The organism is Shinella sp. WSD5-1 (assembly GCF_963942435.1).
GTDB lineage: Bacteria > Pseudomonadota > Alphaproteobacteria > Rhizobiales > Rhizobiaceae > Shinella > Shinella yambaruensis.
In genome coordinates, this window is record NZ_OZ012596.1 from 4,486,388 (window position 1) to 4,511,860 (window position 25,473).

General features: G+C 65.5%; 20 protein-coding genes. 11 read left to right on the plus strand and 9 right to left on the minus strand.

Annotated features, from left to right (window positions below; translation table 11 throughout):
• Positions 1-3: 3 nt before the first annotated feature.
• Entirely contained in the window at positions 4-1,530 is a 1,527-nt protein-coding gene (locus tag AABQ55_RS22080; protein WP_272806592.1) for a sugar ABC transporter ATP-binding protein, read from the minus strand.
• Between the two features lie 220 nt (positions 1,531-1,750).
• On the opposite strand from AABQ55_RS22080, the gene AABQ55_RS22085 reads away from it, so the two are divergent.
• The gene (locus tag AABQ55_RS22085) at positions 1,751-2,782 is read left to right on the plus strand and encodes a LacI family DNA-binding transcriptional regulator (RefSeq protein ID WP_272806593.1); all 1,032 of its coding nucleotides are present in this window, start codon (positions 1,751-1,753) and stop codon (positions 2,780-2,782) included.
• A 34-nt stretch (positions 2,783-2,816) separates the two neighbouring features.
• On the opposite strand, the gene AABQ55_RS22090 is transcribed toward AABQ55_RS22085, so the two are convergent.
• The 7 genes from AABQ55_RS22090 to AABQ55_RS22120 form a co-directional block, all read right to left on the minus strand.
• Positions 2,817-4,325, minus strand: a complete 1,509-nt coding sequence (locus AABQ55_RS22090; RefSeq protein ID WP_272806594.1) for a methyl-accepting chemotaxis protein — start codon at positions 4,323-4,325, stop codon at positions 2,817-2,819.
• Positions 4,326-4,673: 348 nt separating this feature from the next.
• The gene (gene xylA, locus AABQ55_RS22095) at positions 4,674-5,984 is read right to left on the minus strand and encodes a xylose isomerase (RefSeq protein WP_272806595.1); all 1,311 of its coding nucleotides are present in this window, start codon (positions 5,982-5,984) and stop codon (positions 4,674-4,676) included.
• A gap of 27 nt (positions 5,985-6,011) precedes the next feature.
• Positions 6,012-7,466, minus strand: a complete 1,455-nt coding sequence (gene xylB, locus AABQ55_RS22100; protein ID WP_272806596.1) for a xylulokinase — start codon at positions 7,464-7,466, stop codon at positions 6,012-6,014.
• Between the two features lie 10 nt (positions 7,467-7,476).
• Positions 7,477-8,526 carry a LacI family DNA-binding transcriptional regulator gene (locus AABQ55_RS22105; protein ID WP_272806597.1) on the minus strand — a complete coding sequence of 350 codons (1,050 nt, stop codon included), beginning with the start codon at positions 8,524-8,526 and terminating at the stop codon, positions 7,477-7,479.
• An 83-nt stretch (positions 8,527-8,609) separates the two neighbouring features.
• Positions 8,610-9,755 (minus strand): metallophosphoesterase, encoded by a 1,146-nt coding sequence (locus AABQ55_RS22110; RefSeq protein ID WP_443021132.1) that lies wholly within the window; start codon positions 9,753-9,755, stop codon positions 8,610-8,612.
• 37 nt (positions 9,756-9,792) lie between these two features.
• Positions 9,793-11,382 (minus strand): DHA2 family efflux MFS transporter permease subunit, encoded by a 1,590-nt coding sequence (locus AABQ55_RS22115; protein ID WP_272806599.1) that lies wholly within the window; start codon positions 11,380-11,382, stop codon positions 9,793-9,795.
• 26 nt (positions 11,383-11,408) lie between these two features.
• A complete protein-coding gene (locus AABQ55_RS22120) occupies positions 11,409-12,611 on the minus strand; it encodes an HlyD family secretion protein (protein WP_272806600.1) in 1,203 nt (400 codons plus the stop codon).
• Between the two features lie 143 nt (positions 12,612-12,754).
• On the opposite strand from AABQ55_RS22120, the gene AABQ55_RS22125 reads away from it, so the two are divergent.
• From AABQ55_RS22125 to lysS, 5 genes are all read left to right on the plus strand, one after another.
• A complete protein-coding gene (locus AABQ55_RS22125; RefSeq protein ID WP_272806601.1) occupies positions 12,755-13,414 on the plus strand; it encodes a TetR/AcrR family transcriptional regulator in 660 nt (219 codons plus the stop codon).
• A 145-nt stretch (positions 13,415-13,559) separates the two neighbouring features.
• Positions 13,560-14,309: a TerC family protein gene (locus AABQ55_RS22130; RefSeq protein WP_244768198.1), complete on the plus strand. Its 750-nt coding sequence runs from the start codon at positions 13,560-13,562 to the stop codon at positions 14,307-14,309.
• 297 nt (positions 14,310-14,606) lie between these two features.
• On the plus strand, positions 14,607-16,379 hold the full coding sequence (locus tag AABQ55_RS22135; protein WP_272806602.1) for an SLC13 family permease: 1,773 nt from the start codon (positions 14,607-14,609) through the stop codon (positions 16,377-16,379).
• A 175-nt stretch (positions 16,380-16,554) separates the two neighbouring features.
• Positions 16,555-18,024: a glutamate--tRNA ligase gene (gene gltX / locus AABQ55_RS22140; protein WP_272806603.1), complete on the plus strand. Its 1,470-nt coding sequence runs from the start codon at positions 16,555-16,557 to the stop codon at positions 18,022-18,024.
• A gap of 13 nt (positions 18,025-18,037) precedes the next feature.
• Positions 18,038-19,531, plus strand: coding sequence for a lysine--tRNA ligase (lysS, locus tag AABQ55_RS22145; RefSeq protein ID WP_272806604.1), 1,494 nt, complete (start codon positions 18,038-18,040; stop codon positions 19,529-19,531).
• Positions 19,532-19,735: 204 nt separating this feature from the next.
• On the opposite strand, the gene AABQ55_RS22150 is transcribed toward lysS, so the two are convergent.
• A complete protein-coding gene (locus AABQ55_RS22150; RefSeq protein ID WP_272806605.1) occupies positions 19,736-20,377 on the minus strand; it encodes a hypothetical protein in 642 nt (213 codons plus the stop codon).
• 238 nt (positions 20,378-20,615) lie between these two features.
• On the opposite strand from AABQ55_RS22150, the gene AABQ55_RS22155 reads away from it, so the two are divergent.
• The 5 genes from AABQ55_RS22155 to AABQ55_RS22175 all read left to right on the plus strand — a co-directional run bounded on the left by AABQ55_RS22155 (position 20,616) and on the right by AABQ55_RS22175 (position 25,462).
• Positions 20,616-21,518, plus strand: coding sequence for a metal ABC transporter substrate-binding protein (locus AABQ55_RS22155; protein ID WP_272806606.1), 903 nt, complete (start codon positions 20,616-20,618; stop codon positions 21,516-21,518).
• A complete protein-coding gene (locus AABQ55_RS22160; RefSeq protein ID WP_272806607.1) occupies positions 21,515-22,384 on the plus strand; it encodes a manganese/iron ABC transporter ATP-binding protein in 870 nt (289 codons plus the stop codon). Before AABQ55_RS22155 ends, AABQ55_RS22160 begins: the two co-directional genes overlap by 4 nt.
• On the plus strand, positions 22,381-23,253 hold the full coding sequence (locus AABQ55_RS22165) for a metal ABC transporter permease (protein ID WP_272806608.1): 873 nt from the start codon (positions 22,381-22,383) through the stop codon (positions 23,251-23,253). The genes AABQ55_RS22160 and AABQ55_RS22165 overlap by 4 nt, the downstream gene beginning before the upstream one ends.
• On the plus strand, positions 23,250-24,104 hold the full coding sequence (locus tag AABQ55_RS22170) for a metal ABC transporter permease (protein WP_244768192.1): 855 nt from the start codon (positions 23,250-23,252) through the stop codon (positions 24,102-24,104). Before AABQ55_RS22165 ends, AABQ55_RS22170 begins: the two co-directional genes overlap by 4 nt.
• Positions 24,105-24,226: 122 nt before the next feature.
• Complete coding sequence (locus AABQ55_RS22175) at positions 24,227-25,462, plus strand: NAD(P)/FAD-dependent oxidoreductase (RefSeq protein WP_272806609.1); 1,236 nt, start codon at positions 24,227-24,229, stop codon at positions 25,460-25,462.
• Positions 25,463-25,473 lie beyond the last annotated feature (11 nt).

Sequence of the window (25,473 nt, forward strand, 5' to 3'; positions counted from 1 at the left end):
GGCTCAGGCAGCGGCCTTCTTCTTCAACCCTGCCGAATAGCGCATGATCTCCTGCTCGGAGATCTCCTCGCCTTCGAGAATGCCGACGATCCGCCCTTCCCGCATCACGGCGACGCGGGTGCACAGGCCGATGATCTCCGGCATCTCGGAAGAGACGACGATGATCGACTTGCCGTCGCGGGCGAGCGCCGAGATGAAATGGTAGATCTGCTGCTTGGTGCCGACATCGATGCCGCGTGTCGGCTCGTCGATGATGATGACGTCGGGCTCGGTCTCCATGACCTTGGCAAGCAGCAGCTTCTGCTGGTTGCCGCCCGACATGCGGCCGGCGACGACGCGTCCGTCGCGCACGCGGATATCGAAGCGCCGGCGCGCACGCTCCAGCGCCTCCGCCTCGCTCTTCGGACTGAGATAACCGTAATGACCGTGCTTATCCAGTGATTGCAGCGTGAGATTCGCCGTCATGCGGGAATTCAGGAGCAGGCCCTTGTGCTTGCGGTCCTTCGTCATATAGGCGATGCCGACGCGGTTGGCGGCATGCACATCGCCGCCCGGCACGCTTTCCCCGCGCACCGAAACCTCGCCGGAAAGGCGCGGGCGCAGCCCCGCCACGGCCTCCATCAATTCCGAGCGCCCGGAGCCGATCAGCCCGGAAAAACCGAGGATCTCGCCCTTGCGCACCTCGAAGCTCGCATCCTTGACGTAGTGGGTCGAAAGGCCCGCCACGGCGAGCATCACCTCTTCGTCGACGCTGGGCTCCTGCTTGGAGGGATAGAGGCTGGAAAGCTCGCGGCCGACCATCAGCTGGGCGATCGACTCGCCGTCGAGAATGGCGGTGGGCGCGGTCTTCACCCATTGCCCGTCGCGCAGCACCGTGACCCGGTCGGTGAGCTCCATCACCTCGTCCAGCTTGTGCGAGACGAAGACGAAGGAGGTGCCCTCCTCGCGCAATTTGCGCACCTGGCGGAAGAGATAGCTGGTCTCCTCGCGCGAGAGCACGGCCGTCGGCTCGTCCATGAAGATGATGCGCGCATCGCGGCTGATGGCCTTGGCGATCTCCACCATCTGCTTGTCGGCGATGGAGAGCGAGCTGATCAGCGCGTTCTCGTCGACATGGGAGCCGAGCTGGTCGAGCACGCGGCGCGTTTCGGCGCGCATGAATTTCCGGTCGAGCACGCCGTAGCGCGTCACTTCCCGGCCGAGAAACAGGCTCTCGGTGACGGTCAGATGTTCGGCGAGGTTGAATTCCTGGTGGATGATGACGATGCCGAGCTGCTCGGCCTGGCCGTTCGGCGGCAGCTTGACCGGCTGGCCGTCGAGAAGGATCTCGCCCGATGTCGGCTGCTCGAAGCCGGAGAGGATCTTCACGAGCGTCGACTTGCCCGCGCCGTTCTCGCCCATCAGGGCATGGATCTCACCGGCGCGCAGCTCGAAATTGACGCTGAACAGCACCTGCACGCCATTGAAAGACTTGGCGATGCGGCGTGCAGCGAGAACGACGGGAGCCCCGTCGGCAGCGTCCGGATTCATGATTTCCTCCCTGCGGCTCCTCGACCGCTTGAGAAACGATGTAAACCTTTACACGATCCATGTAAAGGTTTACATCATGGGATATCAGGAATTTTCACCAAGCGCCGTTTGACCCTCAGTCCAGTCTGTGTAGTGTCCCCCGCACTTCGTTTGTTAATGCAATTCCGGATGCTGCGCTTCGCACCCCCGCCGGACTTGCCCGTGCCGAGTGAGAGCCAGTTTGTCGACGTCCAGCCCCGCCACGATCGAGGATGTTGCGCGCATCGCGCAGGTCTCGATCGCGACCGTATCGCGGGCGATCCACACCCCGGAAAAGGTGGCCAACTCGACGCGGCTGAAGGTCAACCAGGCGATCGCGATCACCGGTTATACGACCAATGCGATGGCGCGCAGCCTGCGCCTCGGCCGCTCGAACATGATCCTCGTCGTGGCGCCCGACATCGGCGACCCGAACTTCTCCAACATCCTCGTCGGCCTGGAGAACGAGGCGCGCGCGCACGGCTACGGCATCCTGATCGGCCATACGCAGAACGATCCGCAGCGCGGCCTCGAATACCTGAAGTTCCTGAATTCCAACCAGGCGGCCGGGCTGATCCTCTTCACCGGCATCCTGCCCTTCGGCCACCAGTCCATGACGGCCCGCCTGCCGCCCAGCGTCGGCGTCTTCGAGCCGGTCTACAATGGCGGCATCCCCTATGTCGGCGTCGATGACATCGAAGGCGCGCGCAAGGCGGTCGATCTCCTCATTGCCGAGGGACATCGCAAGATCGCCTTCATCGGCGATTCGCGCACGCGCCTTGCCTATAGCCGACGCCGCCAGGGCTATGATGCCGGGCTCGACGCCGCGGGCGTGCCGGCCGGCGAGCGCATCATCCTGGAAGGCGACGGCACGATCGAGAGCGGACGCCTCGCGCTCGAGCAGCTCTTCATGCGCGACACGCTGCCGAGCGCCTTCATGTGCGTCAACGACCAGACGGCGATCGGCGTGATGATCGGCCTCGGCGCGCGCGGCTATGACATTCCAACCGACTTTTCCGTCACCGGCTTCGACGACGTGCCGCAGGCGAGCTTCATGACGCCTTCGCTCACCACCATCCGCCAGCCGCGCACCGCGATCGGCAAGAGCGCCATGGCGCTGCTGTTCGAGCTTCTCTCCGACAGCGAGCCGACTGACACGGAAATCCTGCTCCGGCCGGATCTGATCGTGCGCAATTCGGTCTCCGCGCCGTCGCGGCGGCTCCAGAAACGGTAGAAGCCCTCGACCAGGACACGCACGCCGCCAACCCTTACCCGTAGCGGCGCTGGGCCGGCTTTGCCATTCGCTGCTCGCGCGCCGCCGAAACCGTGAACCGGTCGACGAGGCCCTTCAGCGTCGTGCTGATCTGCATGAGATTGTGCGTCGCGGCATTGGTCTCCTCGACCATCGCGGCATTCTGCTGGGTCATCTGGTCCATGCTGCCAACGGCCGTATTGATCTCGGAAATGCCGGCCGACTGCTCGCGGGCGGAGCTGACGATGGCATCGATATGCGCGTTGATGTGCACGACCTGCTCGCCGATATGATGCAGGGCCTCGCCCGTCTTGTTGACCAGCGATACGCCGAGCTGCACGTCCTCGAAGGACTTGTCGATCAGGGTCTTGATCTCCCTGGCCGCGTCCGCGGATTTCTGCGCGAGTTCGCGCACCTCCTGCGCCACGACGGCAAAGCCCTTGCCCGCCTCGCCCGCCCGCGCCGCCTCGACGCCGGCATTCAGCGCCAGGAGGTTGGTCTGGAACGAGATCTGGTCGATGACGCTGATGATCTGCGTGATCTTCCCGGAGGAGTCCTGGATGGCGCCCATCGCGGAGACCGCCTGTTCGACGATCTGGCCGGAGCGCCGGGCCTCGTCCGTGGCGCTGCCGACGACGCGGCGGGCCTCTTCCGCGCGCTGTGCGGCCTCGCGGGAAATGGTGGTGATTTCCTCGACGGCCGCAGCGGTCTCCTCGAGAGACGCCGCCTGCTGCTCGGTGCGCTTGGCCATGTCGTCCGTGGCATTCACCAGTTCGCCGGAATTGCCGGCCGCATCGTCCGCCGCCGTGACGATGGCGCCGAGCGTGTCGTCCAGCTTCTCGATCGCCCCGTTGAAATTGGAGCGCAGGCGCTCGAACTGCGGGGCGAGCGGCGTGCTGATCGAGGCCGTGAGGTCGCCGCCCGCAAGGCGGGTGAGCGAGGTGTCGAGCGCAGCCAGCGCCTCTTCCTGCTCGGCATTCAGCGCCTGCCGTTCGGCCTCCGCCTTCTCGCGCTCCTCCTGCAGCGCCTCCAGATAGACGGAGATCGCGTAGTCCATGTCGACGAGCGCGGCCTTCACGATGGCCGAGATCTCCTCGCCGAGCGCAGCCGCCTTCTTGCGGTAGATGAAGCCTTCGAGATGTTTTGCGATGACGCTCTCGACGATCGCCTCGAGGATCAGCGCGTAACCGCCGATATACCAGCGCGGCTCCAGGCCGAGGCGGGCATGCGTCTTGCCGATCATGGTGACGGCATCGACATATTGCGTATCGAAACGCGCCGAGCCGATCAGTTCCCAATGCTTGACCTGCCGGCCCTTGGCACTCTGGATATGGGCCTCATTGGCAAAGAAACGCGCCGTCTCGGGCGTGGCCCGCGCCTTGCGGTAGAAGGTGTCGAGGGCACCATCGAGCGAGGCGGAGATCGTCGGCAGCGCGCGCTTCAGCGCATCACGCTGGCCACCGTCGAGCTCGACGAAGGAGAGGCGCTCGTTCAGTTGCTGGGTCTTGGCATCCTGCGCTGACATCCGGAAATCCTCGTGCGGTTGGAACGGCGATCGACGCCGGCCCCAAATCGGGCTCCGGCTTGCGGTCTGTCGCGATTTTTCGCAGGAGATGGTAAACAAACATCTACGAACGGAACGGCGATACTTTACAGAAATTGATAGAAGTCAAAAAAGTTGCAGTTTTCTCCAATAATGGTTCCTTACCCATATAATTTTAGGGGATCTGGAAAGAAGACACCAAATACAACCAGACGCAAGGCAAAGTATATCTCACCTAAGGTGAGGCGACTCGCCGCACGGTCTCCCCGAACAAGAAAGGGCGCTAGGAAGGCGCCCTCTCCGGTCCATGAATGACCTCTCCCAGACACGTCAGACGTAGCGGTTGACGACGTTTTCCAGGAGTTCCTGCCTGCCGGAGCGCGGCTGCGGATTGATGCCGCCGGCAAGCACATAGGCTTCCAGCGCGTCCAGCGAGGAGCCGCCGGACAGTATCTTCTGCGCTTCCGGCGTCTGCCAGCCGGCATAGCGCTCGGCGAGCGGACCGGACAGCGCCTTGTCCTCGATCATGCGGGCCGCGGCCTTCACGCCGCGCGCACAGCAATCCATGCCGCCGATATGGCCGATCAGGAGATCGGCCGGATCGATCGACTGGCGGCGCAGCTTGGCGTCGAAGTTCGTGCCGCCCGTGGTGAAGCCACCGCCGGAGAGCACCTGGTAGAAGGCGAGCGCCATTTCCGGAACATTGTTGGGGAACTGGTCGGTGTCCCAGCCGGACTGGTAGTCATTGCGGTTCATGTCGATCGAGCCGAAGATGCCGAGCGCATTGGCAAGCGCCAGCTCATGCTCGAAGGAGTGGCCGGCGAGGATCGCGTGGCCCTGCTCGATGTTGAGCTTCACCTCGTTCTCCAGGCCGTATTTCCTGAGGAAGCCGTAGACCGTGGCGACGTCGTAGTCGTACTGGTGCTTGGTCGGCTCCTGCGGCTTCGGCTCGATGAGGATCGCGCCCTTGAAACCGATCTTGTGCTTGTATTCGACGACCATGTTGACGAAACGGCCGAGCTGGTCGAGCTCCTGGCCGATATTGGTGTTGAGCAGGGTCTCGTAGCCCTCGCGGCCGCCCCACAGCACGTAATTGTCGCCGCCGAGGCGGTGCGTGGCGTCGATGCAGGTCTTCACCGTCGCCGCGGCGAAGGCGAAGACATCCGGATCCGGATTGGTCGCCGCGCCCCCCATGTAGCGGCGGTTGGAGAAGAGGTTCGCCGTGCCCCACAGCAGCTTCACGCCGGTCTCGGCCTGCTTCTTTTCAAAGTAGTCGACGATCTCGTTGAGGTTCTTCGTGTTCTCGACGAAATCCCTGCCCTCCGGCCGCACGTCCGCATCGTGGAAGCAGTAGAAGGGAACGCCGAGCAACTGGAAGAATTCGAAGGCGACGTCGGCCTTCAGCTTGGCCGCCTGCATGGAATCCTCGAACCACGGACGCTCGAAGGTCTGCCCGCCGAAGGGGTCGCCGCCCGGCCAGACGAAGGTGTGCCAGTAGGCAACGGCAAAGCGCAGGTGATCCTCCATGCGCTTGCCGAGCACGATCTCGTCGGGATTGTAGTGGCGGAAGGCGAGCGGGTTGGTGCTGTCGGGGCCTTCATATTTGATCCTGGCGATATCGCCGAAGAAGCCGGTGGCCATGGGTGTCTCCTCTGGTGTGCTTGCTGGTCAATAGGCGGCGCGGATTGCCGGATAGAGGCGGCGATAGCGCTGGTAGGCGTCCTCGTAGGCGGCGCTCAGCGCCGTCTCGGGTTCGATCGTCTCGGCCGTCGCCGGCGCGCTGCAGACCGCAACGGGGTCCGCACCGGTTGCCGCGACGAGGCCGAGGCGGGCGGCACCGAAAGCGGCGCCGAAATCGCCGTCCGCCGGCAGGTCGACGGGCAGGTTCAGCGCGGTGGCGATCGATTTCAGCCAGTAGCGCGAGCGCGAGCCGCCGCCGATGGCGGTGACGCGGGAGAGCACCGTTCCGGCGGATTTCAACGCTTCGAGACTGTCGCGGATGGCGAAGGAGACGCCTTCGAGCACGGCCTGCGTCAACACCGTGCGACTGCTCTCATGGCCGAGGCCGAGAAAGGCGCCGCGGATCGCCGCATCGTTGTGCGGCGTGCGCTCGCCCGAAAGATAAGGCAGGAAGGTGACGCCGGACGGCGCTTTCAGCGCATCGCCGAGTTCCTGTGTCAGGTCTGCGGCGGAGGCACCGGTGACGCGCGAATGCCAGTTCAGCGCATCGGTGGCCGACAGGATTACGCCCATCTGGTGCCACGTGCCGGGCAGCGCATGGCAGAAGGCGTGCACGGCGCTTTCCGGGTTCGGCAGGTAGCTGGCATTGGCCGCAAACAGCACGCCCGACGTGCCGAGCGAGACGAAGGCCGCCCCCTCGCGCACCGTGCCCATGCCGCAGGCCGAGGCGGCATTGTCCCCCGCGCCGCCGGCAACGACGATACCGGCGCCGAGGCCCCATTTTGCGGCAAGCTCCGGCCGCAGGATGCCGGCGGCATCGGTGCCTTCCACCAGCGCCGGCATCTGGCGCTCGTCAAGCCCGGTCGCCGCCAGCAGTTCGCCAGACCATTTGCGCGCGCCCGTATCGAGCCAGGAGGTGCCCGCCGAATCCGACATTTCCGACATGTGCTCACCGGTGAGCCAGACGCGCAGAAAATCCTTCGGCAGCAGGACCCAGCGGACTTTCGCGAAGATATCCGGCTCGTTGTTCTTCACCCAGGCGAGTTTCGGCGCGGTGAAGCCGGGAAAGACGATGTTGCCGGTGATCCGGCGAAAGCGTGGATCCGCATCGAGCGCCGCCGCCTCGCAGTGGCTGCGCGTGTCGTTCCACATGATGCAGGGGCGCAGCACCCTGTCCTCGGCGTCGAGCAACGTCGCGCCGTGCATGTGTCCGGACAGGCCGATGCCGCGCACGGCGGCGAGCCCGGCGGGATGGGCGGCGCGAAGGCCGGCGATCGCCTCCTCCGTCGCGCGGATCCAGTCCGCCGGATCCTGCTCGGACCAGCCGGCCTGCGGCCGCGCGGTCTTCACCTCCGTGCTGGAGGCCGAGCCGACGACCGTCTGCTCCGCATCGATCAGCATGGCCTTGACGCTCGACGTGCCGAGGTCGATCCCGAGATACATGGCGTTCTCCCTAGTTGCCGTCATCCCCGTCCGGGCCGGCCGGAAGGTTGTCCTTGATGAAGATGTCGAGGCGGATGCGCTCCTGCGCCGCGATGACGGGCAGGCCGTCCGCCTTGGCACGCAGAACGCGGATGGCGCTGCGCACCTCGTGGCCGGCATCCTGGTTGAGCACGGCATCGATGGTGCCGGTTTCGAGCGCGGTGCGGGTATGGTCCGTCAGTTCGTGGGCGATCACGCAGATATCGTCGCGGTCGCCGGCGGCAAGCGCCGCGACGAGGCCCTGGTTGCCGGCACCGAGGCTGTAGATGCCGGCAAGGTCCGGAACGGCGGCGAGGCACTCGGAAATCAGCGCACGGGAGCGGGCAGGATCGTCCTGCCCCTCCAGCACCGGCAGGATCGCGCGCGTGACGGGCATATCCGCCATCGCAGCGCAAAAACCCTCCAGGCGCTCGCGATGGTCGCGCACGCGCATCGAGCCGGCGAGCACGGCGACGGGGCCGGGCCGGCTACCGAGGAAACGCCCCATCAGGCTGCCGGCCGTGCGGCCTGCGGCAATGTTGTCGACACCGACGAAATGATCGCGGCCGGAACCGGCAAGATCGGAAACCAGCGTGACAAGGGGAATGCCGGCCGCATGCGCCCGACCGATGGCCGCGGAGACCTCCGGCGCATCCACCGCGACGGCGGCGATGCCGGAGACCTTTTCGGCAATGGCGCCGTCGATGGCCTTCGCCAGCGCGCCGGCGTCGAAGGCGGGAACGGTGACGACGGCAAGCCGGGTGCGCTCGCTCGCCGAATGCATGCCGGCGCGGCGCACCTCCGCCTCGAGCCCGCGCATGAAGGGATTGTCGCCCGCCGGCAGGATGAAGACGAGCGGATAGACCCGGCTCTTGGCAAGGTTCGCCGCCGCCACGTCGCGCACATAGCCGAGCGCCGCAATCGCCGCCTCGACCCTGGCCCGCGTCACGCCGCGAACGCCGGCCCGGCCGTTCAAGACGCGGTCAACGGTGGCGAGGCTGACGCCCGCCTTGTCGGCAATATCGTGAACCGTAGGTCTCATTTCTCCTCCGTGCCGAGACCCATAGAGGAATTTCTGATGTACGTAAATCAGAAATTTTCACGCTGCTGCCCAGCCGTGATTTTTCAGCCCGAAAAGCGCTTGCTGAAGGCGTGGGTAAAGATGATCGCACCCGGCCTGTCCCCCGCGCGGGCAAGCACGACGTCCATGAATCCGTCCGTGACGCGGACGAGCGCAAAGCCGCCCAGGAAGGCCGCGATGGGCTTGAAGATATCGTAGCCCTCGCGGTTGTAGATCATCGGCGTCGGATGCTCGTGGCCGTGGAAGATGCCGACGACGTTGTACCCCTTCAGTGTCGAAAGCAGACCGGCACGCTCCTCCTCCGTCCACCAGTGCGCGGAGCCGGCGCCCTGCGGATCGAAGGTCTTTGCCGCCGGATCCCAGTGTTCGGTGGAAAACCGGTCCCAGCCGTAGTGCTGGAACAGCACGACCGGCCGGCCATCCGCCGCATAGGTGGCAAGGTCCTGCTTCAGCCAGGGCAGGCCGCTGATGGCGCCCTTGGTATCGTCGCCGCCGAAGCGCTGGAGCTGCACGAGATGCAATCCGCCCCAGTCCCAGGAGAAATTGTCCGACTCGATATCGTAGTTCGTCACCGGCACCGGCGCCTTGTAGAAGACGGTGGAGCGGTGGTTCAGCTCGACATAGTCGCGCAATTCGCGCCGGTACCAGTCGAGATGCGGCGGCACGCCGTCCTGGTCGAGGTCGTGATTGCCGAGGCCGTTATAGACCGGATAGTGCACGCGGTCCGGCCCCGTGCCCTGCTGGTAGCGGCTGGCGAACTGCTGGAGCTGCCGCCCCTCACCCGGCACCTTTACCTGCCCGCCGCCGTCATCCGTCATGTCGCCGCCGAGCACCAAGCCGAGCGGCGGCGCGATGGTCGTGCCGGCGCCGGCAAGGCCGGACGGCCTGCCGTCGATCTCCCCCGGCCAGGCAAGGCCGCCGACCGCATTCACCGCCGCGACATGCCGCAGCAGCGCCGCATCGGTCTTGCCCTCGTCCGCACAGTTGGGGCTGAGCCCGTCCGCCGAGACGAGGCAGGCATGCACGTCGCAGGAGAAGAGGAAGGTCGCATCCGTCGCCGGCCGGGCCGCGCGCGAAGGGAACACCGGCAAGGCAAGCGAGAGCCCCAAGCCGCCGGCGGCGGTGAGGAGACGACGGCGCGTGGGATCGAACGACAAGCGGGCCTCCGGGCAGGGACAGGACCACCCCATTGTGACGGAGCGATCCCGATCACCGCAAGAGGCAGGTTCAGTGCCCGCTGCCCCGCACCGCGCCCTGCGGCTTGCGGATCGCCAGCACACAGAAGATGAGCGTCGCAAAGAGGCCGGTGAGCAGCACGAAGATGTCGATGAAGGACAGGATATAGGCCTGCTGCTGCACCATGCCGGCCATCTGCTTGACGGCGATGGCGGGGCCGTCGAGGCCATGGGCGCTGTAGTTCGCGGCCATGCTGTTCATGCGCTCGACGGCTTCGGGATTGCCCCACTGCACATGCTCGGAGAGGCGCAGGTAATGCTCCTGCGAGCGCTGGGTGAGGATCGTGTTGATGACCGCGAGCCCCACGGCGCCGCCGAGATTGCGCGTCAGGTTGAAGAGGCCGGAGGCATTGCGGATGCGGTCGGGCGAGAGCGTGCCGAGCGCCACATTGTTGATCGGCACCATGCAGATCATCAGCGAGACGCCGCGCAGGATCTGCGGCACGAGCAGTTCGTAGAAATCCCAGTCGGCCGTCAGCTGCGTCATCGACCAGGTGCCGAGCGCGAAACCGCCGAAGCCCATCATCATCATGACGCGCGGATCGAGCCGCGACGACATCATGCCGGCGATCGGCGCCGTGCAGAACATGGCAAGGCCGGAGATGAACAGCGTCTCGCCGATCATCAGCGAATCGTAGCCGCGGATGCGCGCCAGATAGAGCGGATAGAGATAGGTGAGGCCGTAGAGGCCGATGCCCATCGTGAAGGAGAAGATCGAGCCGAAGGCGAAGTTGCGGTTCGCGAAGGCGCGCAGGTCCACCACCGGGAACGGCACCTTGAAGGCGCGCCAGAAGAAGACCACGGCGCCGACCACGACGGCGACGGATCCCATGACGATATGCTCGTCGCTGAACCAGTCCTTGTTGTTGCCCTCTTCCAGCACATATTCGAGCGAGCCGAGGAACACCGCCATGGAAATGAGGCCCCACCAGTCGAAGCGCTTCATCAGGCTGAATTCCGGCTTGTCGAAGTCGATGAGGTTCCAGGTCAGCACCGTGACGATGATGCCGGGGATGATGTTGACGAGGAACAGCCAGTGCCAGGAGAAGGCGTGGCTGAGATAGCCGCCGACCGTCGGGCCGATGGTCGGCGCGAGCGTGGCGACGAGGCCGATCATCGGCGAGACGACCGACCGCTTGGAGGGCGGGAAGATGGTGAAGGCGGCCGCGAAGACCGAGGGGATCATGCCGCCGCCGATGAAGCCCTGGATGGCGCGGTAGACGATCATCTGATCGATGTTCGTCGCGGTCGCGGCAAGCGCGCTCGCCAGGGTGAAGCCGGCGGCCGAGAAGGCGAAGAGCACGCGCGTCGAGACGATGCGCGCCAGCGTGCCCGACAGCGGGATCATGATGACCTCGGCGATGAGATAGGAGGTCTGCACCCAGGCGATCTCGTCGGCGCCTGCGCCGAGGCCGGCCTGGATCTCCGAGAGCGAGGCCGAGACGATCTGGATGTCGAGGATCGACATGAACATGCCGAAGACCATCGCGAAGAACGCGACGACGCGGCGGACGGGAACCTTGTCGGCCTGCGCGGGCGCCGCCGTCAGGGCGCCGGCTGCCGGTTGAGCGGTCGCGGCCATCGCCCGCGCTCCCTTGCTGGAGGTCTCTACTCGGCCCGGGCGGCGAGCGCCGTGCCGGCCGGCGCCGTGCGGCTGTCGACGTCGACGACGACGCTGAGGCCGGCGCGCAGCTTGCCGCTGTCCAGCACCTCCCGGGGGATGGCGATGCGAACCGGCACGCGCTGCGTGACCTTGGTGAAGTTGCCCGTGGCGTTTTCCGCCGGCAGCAGCGAGAAGACCGAGCCGGAAGCCGGCGCGATCGAATCCACCGTGCCGACAATGTCGTCCTCCTCGAAGGCATCGACATGCAGATGCACTTTCGAGCCCGGCACGAGACGGGCGATCTGCGTTTCCTTGAAGTTCGCCTCGACATAGAGGTCCTTCACCGGAACAAGGGCCGCAAGGCGCTGGCCGGCCGAGACGAGATCGCCGACCTGCACGGAAATATTGCCGACGACGCCGTCATAGGGCGCCTTCAGCACGGTGAAGCCGAGGTCGCGCTCGGCCTTGTCGCGGGCAAGCTCCAGCGTGCGGATCTGGCTTTCGGCCTCCGCGCGCTGCGCCTCGAGCACGGTGATGGCCGCCTTGGCGGCAACGATATTGGCATCCGCGCCGACGAGATTGGCCTTGGCCTGGTCCAGCGCCACGGTGGCGCTGTCGAGCGAGGCGGTGGTGCCGACGGCCTTGGCGTTCAGCTCCTTGGCGCGCTTTTCGGCGACTTGCGCGCCGCTGAGGGCTGCCTGGTAGGCCGTCTTCTGGGCATCCGCCTGGGCAAGGCTTGCCCTGGCGCCTTCGATCTGCGCGTCGATGCGGCCGAGCGAGAGCTTCTGCGTCGCGATCTGCGCCTCGGCCTGCTCGCGGGCGAGCCGGTAGTCGCCGTCATCGAGCGTGACGAGCGGATCGCCGGCCTTCACCGTCTGGTTGGCGACGGCGTTGACCACGGCCACATAGCCGGAAACCTTGGGGGAGATGGAGGCGATATCGCCCTCGACATAGGCGTCGTCCGTCGAGATCATGAAGCGGCCGTTCGTCCACCATTCATGGCCGTACCAGCCGGCGGCGGCGATGAGGGCGACGGCAAGGATCGGCAGCGCGAGGCGCCGGCCGCCCTTTCTGGTCTCCGGCTGGGCCACGGTGGCGGCGGGTGCAGCCTCCGCCGTGGTTGCCGGCCGCGCCTCGGCGGTCTCCGCCTCGAAATCATCGTTGACCGGACGAACCTTCGCCGTGCCGGCGCCATGGGAAGTCGACATGGGCTTGCCACCATCTCTGGGATAAAATTCCGAACTGAACCGTTCGGTTCGATTTGACATAGTCCTCTTTCTCGCGCATATCAAGTAGAAATCGAACCGATCGGTTCGAAATAGCTGGCGAGGCTTCGAGCGCGGGAACGGAGATGCAGACGACGGAAGAAAAATCGGCAGCCCCGCATACGGGCCGCCGCATTGCCGGCGAGGATCCCGCCAAGCGCGAGCAGATCCTCGACGGCGCGAAACGCGTGTTCATGGAACAGGGCTTCGAGGCCGCCAGCATGAACGACATCACGCGTGCCGCCGGCGTTTCCAAGGGCACGATCTACGTCTATTTCGAGAACAAGGAAGACCTGTTCGGCTCGATGATCGAGCGCGAGCGCCGGCGGATCACCGAAACGGTGCGCCATGTGCTGGACGGCAGGAAGCCTATCACCGAGACGCTGAAGGAATTCGGCACGCTGTTCGCCACCCACATGACGGCGGACCAGACGATCCGTGCCATGCGCATGGTGATCGCCGCCAACCATCGCCTGCCGAAGCTCTGCAGCCGCTTCTTCTCCGCAACGCCGATCAACCCGGTGTCGGTGCTGCAGGAATATCTCGACCGCCAGGTGGCGGCGGGCATCGTGGTTTCGGACGACACGACGCACGCGGCCAAGCAGTTCATCGAGCTCACAACGGTCGGTCTTTTCAAGCCCCGCCTCTTCGGCGCGATGGAGGAGGTGCCGCCGAAGGCCGTGATCGAGCAGAACGTCACCTCGGCCATAAGGGTCTTTCTCGCAGCCTATGGCGCGAAGCCGTAGAGCCGGGAAAACCGCCTGCCGACCGTCCATCAGATGACGAAATCGTGATATGAGCTTGAACGGCCCTCGCTCAGCTTGTCAGCGGTCAAATTCTGCATAAATACGGAAGTCCATTCTCAAACCCGTATTTGGAGAGGAAGACCGGATGGACAGCATTCTTGCGCTCGTGCAAGACCCGGCCGCCTGGATAGCCCTCATCACGCTCATCGTGATGGAGGTCGTTCTCGGCATCGACAACCTTATCTTCATCTCGATCCTGACGAACAAGCTGCCACCCGAGCATCGCGAACGGGCCCGCCGCATCGGCATCGGCCTCGCGCTCATCATGCGCCTTGCGCTGCTCGGCACCGTCGCCTGGATCGTCCAGCTCACCACCCCGGTCTTCGAGGCCTTCGGCCATGGCTTCTCCTGGAAGGACATGATCCTGATCGCCGGCGGCCTCTTCCTCGTCTGGAAGGCGACGAAGGAGATCCACCACAATGTCGATCCCATCGACCACAAGGAGGACATGGTCGGCGGTGCGGTCTCGACGACCTTCACGGCGGCGATCGGCCAGATCCTGCTGCTCGACCTCGTCTTCTCCATCGACAGCATCATCACGGCCGTCGGCATGACGCCGCACCTGCCGATCATGGTGGTCGCCGTCCTGGTTGCCGTCGCGGTCATGCTGCTCGCGGCGACCCCGCTTGCCAACTTCATCGAGAAGAACCCGACGATCGTCATGCTGGCGCTCGCCTTCCTCCTGATGATCGGCACCACGCTGATCGCCGAAGGCATGGGCTTCCATGTGCCGAAGGGCTATGTCTACGCCGCCATGGCCTTCTCGGCCCTTGTCGAGGTGCTCAACATGTTCTCCCGACGGGCGCGGCAAAAGAGCAAGGCCTCGGGCCACTAGCACAGAAAGACTGGCGGGACGAAGGCCCCGCCGGCTTCCGTTTGGAAGGGTGTCGAAGACGGGCCGGACGGGTGGGGAGCTCGACTGCCGTTTCGTTGGCCACGGGAAGAAACCGGAAAAACGCCCGCATTCTCCATCTCCGTCGCGTCCGGTTGACACGGCCCGCCTTCTCTTGGCAAACCTTTCGCCGGGTGGATTGTTCCGCGAAAGTTTGTGACCGGTTTGCGCGTCGTGCAGGAACCGGAAAGGCCCGTACGGAATTCATGCCGAGCATCGTCCCGCCGCACGGACCAGAACATGACCCTTGAGCAGACCTTCGCCTTCGTCGTCATCTCACTTATGATGGCGGCGTTCATCTGGGGACGGTTCCGCTACGACCTCGTTGCCTGTTGCTCGCTGCTTCTGGCGCTCACGCTCGGCATCGTGCCCTTCGACAAGGCCTTTTCCGGCTTCAGCGACGACATCGTCATCATCGTCGGCAGCGCGCTGATGGTGAGCGCGGCCGTCGCCCGCTCCGGCATCGTCAACCTCGCGGTCAAGCGCTTCTTCCCGAACCTCACCGCCGGCCGCGCGCAGCTCGCGCTGCTGCTCGTCTCCGTCGCGGTGCTCTCGGCGTTCATCAAGAACATCGGCGCGCTCGCCATCATGATGCCGCTCGCCTTCCAGTTCGCCCGGAAATCCGGCACGCCCGCCTCGAAGTTCCTGATGCCCATGGCCTTCGCCGCGCTGCTCGGCGGCCTGATGACCCAGATCGGCACCTCGCCGAACATCGTCGTCTCGCGGCTGCGCCAGGAGATCACCGGCGAGAGCTTCACCATGTTCGACTTCACGCCCGTCGGCGCCACGCTGGCGGTCTACGGCATCCTCTTCATGCTGTTCTTCAACCGCATCGTGCCGGAACGCACGAACAGCAATGCCAGCATCGAGGAATCGCTGGAGGCCGCCGCCTATTCCTCCGACGCCACGGTGGAGGAAGGCTCGCCCTCGGTCGGCAAGTCGCTGAACGACGTGCTGAAGCATGGTGACGGCGAGGTGATCGCCACCGCCATCATCCGCGGCCATGTCCATCTCTCCCCGCTGCCCGACGTGCGCCTTGCCGCCAGGGACACGATCCTGATGGAGGGCACGGCGAGCGCACTCGACAAGGTCGTTTCCGCCGCCGGCCTGATGCTGTCCGGCAAGCCGATCCGCGCCGGGCGCGGCGAGGAAGGCGAGATCAGCGCCATCGAGGCCGTCGTCGGCAACGATTCCCGGCTGATCGACATTTCGGCGCGCAGCATCGCGCTGTTCCATTCCTACGGCATCAACCTGCTCGCCGTCAGCCGCCAGGGCGAGCGGCTGCGGGAAAAGCTCTCCGAGGTGCGGCTGCGCCCCGGCGACATGGTCGTGCTGCAGGGCAACAACCGCACCCTGCCGACGCTCTTGCCGGAACTCGGCCTGCTTCCCCTCGCCCAGCGCGAAATCCTGCTCGGCGCCCCCCGCCGGGCGATCATCCCCGTGCTGGTGCTGATCGCCGCCATGGCCTCCACCGCCGTCGGCCTCGTGCCGGTGGCGACCGGTTTCTTCGCCGCCGCCGTCGCCATGGTGCTCTTCCGCGCCGTGCCGCTGCGCGAGGCCTATGCCGCGCTCGACGGGCCGATCCTCATCATGCTCGCCTGTCTCATCCCCGTCTCCGACAGCCTGCGCACGACGGGCGCCAGCGAGCTCATCGCCGGCTGGCTGGGCGATGTCGCCGTGCACCTGCCGCCCTTCGGCGCGCTCGCCCTCATCCTTCTGACCGCCATGGCCGTCACGCCCTTCCTCAACAATGCCGCGACGGTGCTGGTCATGGCGCCGATCGCGGCGAGTTTCGCCGGCGCGCTCGGCTACCGGCCGGAGGCCTTCCTGATGGCGGTGGCGATCGGCGCGGGCTGCGATTTCCTCACCCCCGTCGGCCACCAGTGCAACACGCTGGTCATGGGACCGGGCGGCTACAAGTTCGCCGACTATCCGCGCGTCGGCCTGCCGCTGTCCTTCCTCATCGTGCTGGTCAGCGTGCCCGCGCTGCTCTACGTCTGGCCGGTGCAATAGGCCGGACTGACTTTTTCTTGACGTGCCGGGCTGAATATGGTCTCACCCAGCCCAACGGAAGGCCCTTTCCCGCCGCATATCCGGCGCAAAACCGGGCTCTCCCTCCCTAACGTGACGCCTTCGACGCCGGAACCTCCGGCCGGGGGCGTAAAACCATGTCAAGACGGGCCAAACCATGAGCACTTCCGCAACCGCCTCCGGCGTTCGCGTACGCATCGCACCCTCCCCGACCGGCGAACCGCATGTCGGCACCGCCTATATCGCGCTGTTCAACTATCTCTTCGCCAAGAAGAACAACGGCACCTTCATCCTGCGCATCGAGGATACGGACGCCACGCGCTCGACGCCCGAATTCGAGCAGAAGGTGCTGGACGCGCTGAAATGGTGCGGCCTCGAATGGTCGGAAGGCCCCGACATCGGCGGCCCCTACGGCCCCTATCGCCAGTCCGACCGCAAGGACATCTACCGCCCCTTCGTCGACAAGATCGTCGAGAACGGCCATGGCTTCAAGTGTTTCTGCACGCCCGAGCGGCTGGAGAAGATGCGCGAGGCGCAGCGCGCCGCAGGCAAGCCGCCGAAATATGACGGCCACTGCCTGCATCTTTCCGCCGAGGAAGTGGCCGCGCGCGTCGAGGCGGGCGAGCCGCATGTCGTGCGCATGAAGATCCCCACGGAAGGCTCCTGCAAGTTCGTCGACGGCGTCTACGGCCCGGTCGAAATCCCGTGGGACGCCGTCGACATGCAGGTCCTGCTCAAGGCCGACGGCATGCCGACCTACCATATGGCGAACGTCGTCGACGACCATCTGATGAAGATCACGCATGTCGCGCGCGGCGAGGAATGGCTCGCCTCGGTGCCGAAGCACATCCTCATCTACCAATATCTCGGCCTCGAGCCGCCGGTCTTCATGCATCTGTCGCTGATGCGCAACCACGACAAGTCGAAGCTCTCGAAACGCAAGAACCCGACGTCGATCTCCTACTATTCCGCGCTCGGCTACCTGCCGGAGGCGCTGATGAACTTCCTCGGCCTGTTCTTCGTCCAGATCGCCGAGGGTGAGGAGATGCTGACCATGGATCAGCTCGCCGAAAAGTTCGACCCGGAGAACCTGTCCAAGGCGGGCGCGATCTTCGACATCCAGAAGCTCGACTGGCTGAACGGCCGCTGGCTGCGCGAGCAGCTTTCGGAAGAGGAATTCGTCCAGCGCGTGCTTTCCTGGGCGATGGAGAACGACCGCGTCCGCCAGGGGCTGAAGCTCTCGCAGTCGCGCATCTCCAAGCTCGGCGAGCTGCCCGACCTTGCCGGCTTCCTGCTGAAATCCGACCTCGGCCTGACGCCGGAGGCCTTCGCCAAGGTGAAATCCACGCCGGAAGAGATCCTCGAAGTCCTCAATCAGGTGCAGCCGGACCTTGAAAAGATGCCGGAATGGACCGTCGAGAGCATCGAGGCGGAACTGCGTGCGAGCGCCGACCGGCTCGGCAAGAAGCTGAAGGTCGTCGTCGCCCCGCTCTTCGTCGCCGTCTCCGGCTCGTCGCGCTCGCTGCCGCTCTTCGATTCGATGGCGATCCTCGGCCGCTCCGTCGTGCGCCAGCGCCTGAAGGTCGCGGCGCAGGTCGTCGCCTCGATGGTGGGCAGCGGAAAGTAAGGAACAAGAAAGAATGAACGAAAAGACAGAAACCGCCCTTTCCTCCGACCCGACGGAGGTCCGCCGCCAGAAGCTCGGCCAGCTTCGCGAGACGATCGGCGACGTCTATCCGGCACATTTCCACCGGACGATGACGAATGCCGAACTTGCGGAAAAATACGAAGGCCTGGCGCCCGACACGGAAAGCGGCGACGTGGTGACGGTTGCCGGCCGCGTCTATTCCTCGCGCAATTCCGGCATGTTCATGGACATCCATGACGCCTCGGGAAAAATCCAGATCTTTTCGCACAAGGACACGACGCCGGAGGAAGCCCGCGCGCTGCTGCCGATGATCGATCTCGGCGACATCATCGGCGTGACGGGCGTCGTGCGCCGCACCAAGCGCGGCGAGCTGACGATCAACGCGCAGGACATCGTCATGCTGACGAAGACCCTGCTGCCGATGCCGGAAAAATGGCATGGCGTCTCGGATGTCGAGATCCGCTACCGCAAGCGCCACCTCGACATCATGACCAACGAGGAATCCAAGCTCCGCTTCCAGCAGCGCTCGAAGATCGTCTCCGGCATCCGCCGCTTCATGGAGAACGACGGCTTCATGGAAGTCGAGACGCCCATGCTGCACTCCGTCTATGGCGGCGCGACGGCCGAGCCCTTCAAGACGCACCACAATACGCTGAAGCTCGACATGTTCCTGCGCATCGCGCCGGAACTGTTCCTGAAGCGCACGCTGGTCTCCGGGCTTACCGACAAGGTGTTCGAGATCAACCGCAACTTCCGCAATGAGGGCGTGTCCACCCGGCACAATCCCGAATTCACCATGATGGAGTGCTACTGGGCCTATGCCGACTACGAGGACATCATGGACCTCGTGGAACGCCTCTTCGCCGAGCTCGCGGTCAAGATCCACGGCTCGACCGAATTTTCCTACGGCGACAAGGAAATCTCCTTCAAGGGCCCGTTCAGGCGCGTGCCGATGCCCGATGCGGTGAAGGAAGCCACCGGCATCGATTTCCTCGCCATCAGGACGGACGAGGAGGCCCGCGCCGCCGCCAAGGCCGCCGGCTTCGAGGTCGAGAAGGACTGGACCTGGGGCGAATGCCTCGCCTTCATCTTCGAGGAGAAGGTCGAGCCGACGCTGATCCAACCCTCGCACGTCACGCACTTTCCGAAGGACATCTCGCCCTTCGCCAAGGAAGTGCCGGGCGAGCCGCGTCTCGTCGAGCGGTTCGAGACCTATTGCAACACCTGGGAGCTCGGCAACGCCTTTTCGGAGCTGAACGATCCGGAAGAGCAGCGTGCCCGCATGGTCGAGCAGCTGGAACAGGCGCATGCCCGCGGCGAAAAGGCCAAGCAGCTCGACGACGAGTTCCTGGATGCCATCGACCAGGGCATGCCGCCGGCCGGCGGCCTCGGCATCGGCGTCGACCGCCTGATCATGCTGCTCACCAACGCCCCGTCGATCCGCGACGTCATCCTCTTCCCGGCACGCCGGGCAAAGGCGGATTGAGGGCTGACGCGGCTGATGCCGGCCACCTCTTGTCTTATTTCGTCCTTGGCTCTTGCCCCTCACCCTCTCCCCGCAGACGGGGAGCGGGGACGTGGCCCACGACCGGCTATTGGTTGAGGAAACGAGCGCGTCCTACCCCCTTCTCCCCGTTTACGGGGAGAAGGTCGCGGCAGCGGGATGAGGGGCACCCCCTCTTCTACCCCGTCAATGTTCGCTGGCGGCGACCTCGTGCGACCCTTCTTCGGCCGGCGCCTCGCCGTGGCCGCCCTCGGCCTTGGCCTCAGCGTGGCCACCCGCTCCCTCGACCGCATGCGGATCGACGCAATCCGCCCGATCCTCCATCGCGGTGACGATGGTCTTGATCTCGTCCAGCGACAATTCCTTGCGCTCACCATAGAATTCGCCGTTGCCCGCCGGCTGGCCGGTCGTGTAGCGCGCGACGAACGGCGCCGTCATGCCCGGAATGGCGGAAGGATTGCGTGTGAAGAGCACCTCGGCGCCGATGGCGCGGCCGCGCATGTCGGCCCGGTTCACCGGGCCGGCGGCATCGAGCAGGATGACCTGGTAGAGATCGGCCTCCTCGTGATTGGACACGGCGCCGGCGACACGCAGTGCCGTCTTGACGCGTGTATCCCCGTCCCTGGCGTCCGAACGTACATATTTGCGCAGCCAGTGCTGGCCGTTGCGCTCGAGGCGGACGGTGGACACCGTCGTGCAGGCGGCGCCCGACACCTGTTCCGCCGGCGGTCCGAGCAGCGCATCGCGCCCGACGAAGATCGCGGCGGCCCCCGACGCGCCCGTCAGCACGACGACGCCGGCGACGATGATCAGAAGCTTCCGGGACAAGCGGAAAGAGGTCGGAAGGAACTTCACGGGCGGTGGTCTTCTCTTGAAACGCAGGAACACGAACGCGCCGAGAGCACGCGAACTGCACGCACTCTACCGGCCGGGCGTTTCGGAAGTTTTAAACGCCGGACGTCCGATTTCGGGACGTTGTTGCGAATGATTTGCAATTGCGTTGACAGGGCGAAAACAGCCCTATAGTTTAATGCAACTCATTCGCAAAAGCAGACAAGGAGAGCCGATGCTCCGCCGTTCATTCCATGCCCTTCTCCTCAGCCTGCCGCTCCTTGGCGCGGCCCCTGCCCTGTCTCCCGCCCTTGCCCAGGAAAAGCCGAAGGTCGTCACGACCTTCACCATCATCGCCGACATCGCGGCGAATGTGGCGGGCGACGCGGCCGTGGTGGAATCGATCACCAAGCCGGGCGCGGAGATCCATAACTACCAGCCGACCCCGCGCGACATCCTGAAGGCGCAGGACGCCAAGCTCGTTTTGTGGAACGGACTGAACCTCGAGCTCTGGTTCCAGAAATTCCTCGCCAATCTCGGCGACGTGCCGAACGTCACCGTCAGCGAGGGCGTCGAGCCGATGAGCATCGTGCAGGGTCCCTATGAGGGCAAGCCGAACCCGCATGCCTGGATGTCGCCGGCCAACGCGCTCATCTATGTCGAGAACATCCGCAAGGCGCTGGTCGCGCTCGATCCCGCCAATGCCGCGACCTACGACGCCAATGCCAAGGCCTACAGCGAGAAGATCACCGCGCTCGGCGTGGAGATGAAGGCGAAGATCGACGCATTGCCCGAGGAAAAGCGCTGGCTCGTCACCAGCGAGGGCGCCTTCAGCTACCTCACCCGCGATTTCGGCCTCAAGGAACTCTTCCTCTGGCCGATCAACGCCGACCAGCAGGGCACCCCCATGCAGGTGAAGGCCGTGATCGACGCGGTGCGCGAACACAATATCCACGTCGTCTTCTCTGAAAGCACCGTTTCCGCCGATCCGGCAAAGCAGGTCGCCGCGGAGACCGGCGCGGCCTATGGCGGCGTGCTCTATGTCGACTCGCTGAGCGAGGCGGACGGCCCCGTGCCGACCTATCTCGACCTCCTGCGCGTCACCTCCGAAACCATCGTGAAGGGTCTTTCACAATGATGATGGGCGGCAGGCCGAAGAAGGTGGACGGCATTCTCGCCGAAGACGTGACCGTCACCTATCGCAACGGCCACACGGCGCTGACGCATGCCAGCTTCTCCGTTCCCAAGGGCACGATCACCGCGCTCGTCGGCGTCAACGGCGCCGGCAAGTCCACGCTCTTCAAGGCGATCATGGGCTTCGTGCCCGTCGCCGCCGGCAAGGTGACCATCCTCGGCCTTTCCGTGAAGGAGGCGCTGAAGAAGAACCTCGTCGCCTATGTGCCGCAGGCCGAGGAGGTCGACTGGACCTTCCCCGTGCTCGTCGAGGACGTCGTGATGATGGGCCGCTACGGCCACATGAACTGGCTGCGCATCCCGACGAAACGCGACCACGAGATGGTCGACGAGGCCCTGTCGCGGGTCAACATGAGCGATTTCCGCAAGCGCCAGATCGGCGAGCTCTCCGGCGGGCAGAGGAAGCGCGTCTTCCTCGCCCGCGCGCTCGCGCAGGAGGGCCAGGTGATCCTGCTCGACGAACCCTTCACCGGCGTCGACGTGAGGACGGAGGAGCAGATCGTCGAGCTGCTTGGCAAGTTGCGCGACGAAGGCCGCGTCATGCTGGTCTCCACCCACAATCTCGGCAGCGTGCCGGATTTCTGCGACCGCACCGTCTTCGTGAAGGGCACCGTCATCGCCTCCGGCCCGACGGCCGAGACCTTCACCGAAGCCAATCTGGAGCGCGCCTTCGGCGGCGTGCTGCGCCACTTCATCCTCGGCGGCCGCGACCTGCACGACGACGAGGACAAGCGCTCCGTCAAGGTCATCACCGATGACGAGCGCCCCTTCGTCATCTACGGCGAGCGCGAGGCGGAGAAGACGCCGTGATCGACACGCTCCTCGAACCCTTCGGCTACGGCTACATGGTGAATGCCATGTGGGTGAGCGCGCTGGTCGGCTGCATCTGCGGCTTTCTCTCGGCCTATCTCATGCTGAAGGGCTGGTCGCTGATCGGCGATGCCCTCTCCCATTCCATCGTGCCCGGCGTTGCCGGCGCCTACATGCTGGGCCTGCCCTTCGCGGCCGGCGCCTTCCTCTCCGGCGGGCTTGCCGCCGCCGCGATGCTCTTCCTCAACCGGAAGACCCGGCTGAAGGAAGACGCCATCATCGGCATGATCTTCTCCTCCTTCTTCGGCCTCGGCCTCTTCATGGTCTCGCTCGCCCCGACGCCGGTGAACATCCAGACCATCGTGCTCGGCAACATCCTCGCCGTCAGCCCCGAGGATACGATCCAGCTCGCCATCATCGGCGTCGTCACGCTCGTCATCCTGCTTCTGAAGTGGAAGGACCTGATGGTCACCTTCTTCGACGAGAGCCACGCCCGCTCGATCGGCCTCAACCCGACGGGCCTGAAGATCCTGTTCTTCACGCTGCTCAGCGCCTCGACGGTCGCGGCCATGCAGACCGTTGGCGCCTTCCTCGTCATCGCCATGGTGGTGACGCCGGGCGCGACCGCCTACCTGCTGACGGACCGCTTCCAGCGGCTGATCACGATCGCCGCCGCGCTCGGCGCCGGCACCAGCCTCGTCGGCGCCTATATCTCCTATTTCCTCGACGGGGCGACGGGCGGCATCATCGTCGTGCTGCAGACGGCCATCTTCCTCCTCGCCTTCCTCTTCGCGCCGAAGCACGGCCTTCTTGCCGCGCGCCGCAGGGGCCGCCTCGCCCTCGAAACCCTGGAGGCGAAACAGCCATGAACGAGACGCTCGACCTTGCGATCATGCCCTTCCAGCTCGCCTTCATGCAGAACGCCTTCCTGGTGACGCTGATGATCGCCCTGCCGATGGCGCTGCTCTCCTGCTATCTCGTGCTGAAGGGCTGGTCGCTGATGGGCGACGCGGTCTCCCATGCCGTCCTGCCGGGCGTCGTCATCGCCTATGTCGTGGGCCTGCCCTTCGCCACCGGCGCCTTCGTCGCGGGCCTGTTCTGCGCGCTTTCGGCCGGCTACCTCAAGGACAACAGCCGGGTCAAGGAGGATACGATCCTCGGCATCGTCTTTTCCGGCATGTTCGCGCTCGGCCTCGTTCTCTATGTCAAGATCCAGCCGGACATCCATCTCGACCACATCCTCTTCGGCGACATGCTCGGCATCGGCGCAGCCGATCTCGTGGAGACGGCGGCGATCGCCGCAGCCTCGACGGCCTTCATCCTCCTCTTCCGCAAGGATCTGCTGGTGCAGGCCTTCGACCGGCAGCACGCCGCTGCCATCGGCCTGCCGGTGAAACTGCTGCACTACGGCCTGCTCGCCGTGCTGTCCCTCGTCGTCGTCGGCGCGCTGAAGGCGGTCGGCATCATCCTCGCCATCGCCATGCTGGTCGCGCCAGGCGCCATCGCCGCCCTCCTCACCCGGCGTTTCCCGAGCATGCTCATGGTCGCCGTCGCGGTCGCCCTCGGCGCCACCTTCTTCGGCATCTGGCTGAGCTTCCTCATCGACAGCGCCCCCGCCCCGACCATCGTGCTCCTGATGACCATCCTCTTCGTGCTCGCCTTCCTGTGGCAGGTGCTCCAGAGCCGCAAACCCGTGCAGGAAGCAGGTAAGCAGGCCTGATCCGGCCCGGCCTGCCGCTCAGTCGACAGCCGGGCGCTTTCCGTCTATCGTCCGCCGCGATCCGCCGTTCCTGCTTCGCGGGCGGCGGCACAACGAACGAAAACAACACGCAACGGGACGGCATGGCGCATATCGGTATCGTCGGCGGCGGCCTCATGGGCTGCGCCACAGCGCTCAATCTGTTGGAACAGGGCCACAGCGTCACCATTCTGGAGCGGGACGCCGGCGGCCTGCCGGCCTCGGTCGGCAATGCGGGTATCCTGGCGGTGCCGGAAATCGATCCGCTCGCCCGGCTGGACATGCTGCTCTCCGTGCCGAAATGGCTGCTCGATCCGCTGGGGCCGCTGACCCTGCGCTGGCAGGATCTGCCGACGCTCACTCCCTGGCTCATCCGCTTCCTCCTTTCCGCGCGCGCCGGCAAGGCCGCCGAAAGCCGCATGGCCCTGCTCCACCTGATGAAGACGGCGGAGGCCGATCATGTGCACCTCGGCGCGATGGCCGGCCTCTCCGGCCATATGCGCGATACCGGCGCGCTGACGGTCTTCGACACCGTCGCGGCCCGCGACAAGGTTTTCACGCACGAGGCGGAGAATGCCCGGCTGGTCGGCTGCACCGTCGAGGCGCTGGACGTGGCGGAAGCCCGCCGCCGCGTGCCGGCCCTCTCGGGACCTTTTGCCGGCGCCATCTTCAACGACGGTTACAAGACCTTCGAATATCCGCTGACCTTCCTGCGCCGCCTGCAGGCGCTGCTGCGCGACCGGGCGGCGTTGATCGACGCCACCGTGTCGCGGGTCGCCCGGGCGGAGAGCAGCACTACCGTGACGACGGAGGGCGGCCGGACCTTCACCTTCGATCGCCTTGCGATCACCGCGGGCGTCTGGTCGCGCCGTTTCGTCGCCGATCTCGGCCTGAAGGTCCTGCTCGAAACCGAGCGCGGCTACAACACCACCTTCATGAACCCGTCGACGACGCTCGAAATGCCGGTCTTCTTCTCCGAGCATGGCTTCGTGGCGACGCCCTTCGAGAATGCACTGCGTATCGGCGGCGCGGTGGAGCTCGCCTCGCCGGACGCGCCCGCCAACTACAGGCGCGCCGCCGCCATGCGCCGGAAGATGCGCCGCTACGTGCCGGACCTCCAGGAGGAAGGCGGCACCGAATGGATGGGCCGGCGCCCCTCCACCCCGGATTCGCTGCCCGTCATCAGCCTGCATCCGGCCGATCCGCGCATCGCCTTTGCCTTCGGCCACGGCCATCTCGGCCTCACGCTTTCCGCAACGACCGGCCGCCATGTCGCCCAGCTTCTGGCCGGTGACGGTGAAAGCGCGCTTGCCCCCTTCTCCATCGCCCGTTTCCAGTAGGCGCGCGATCT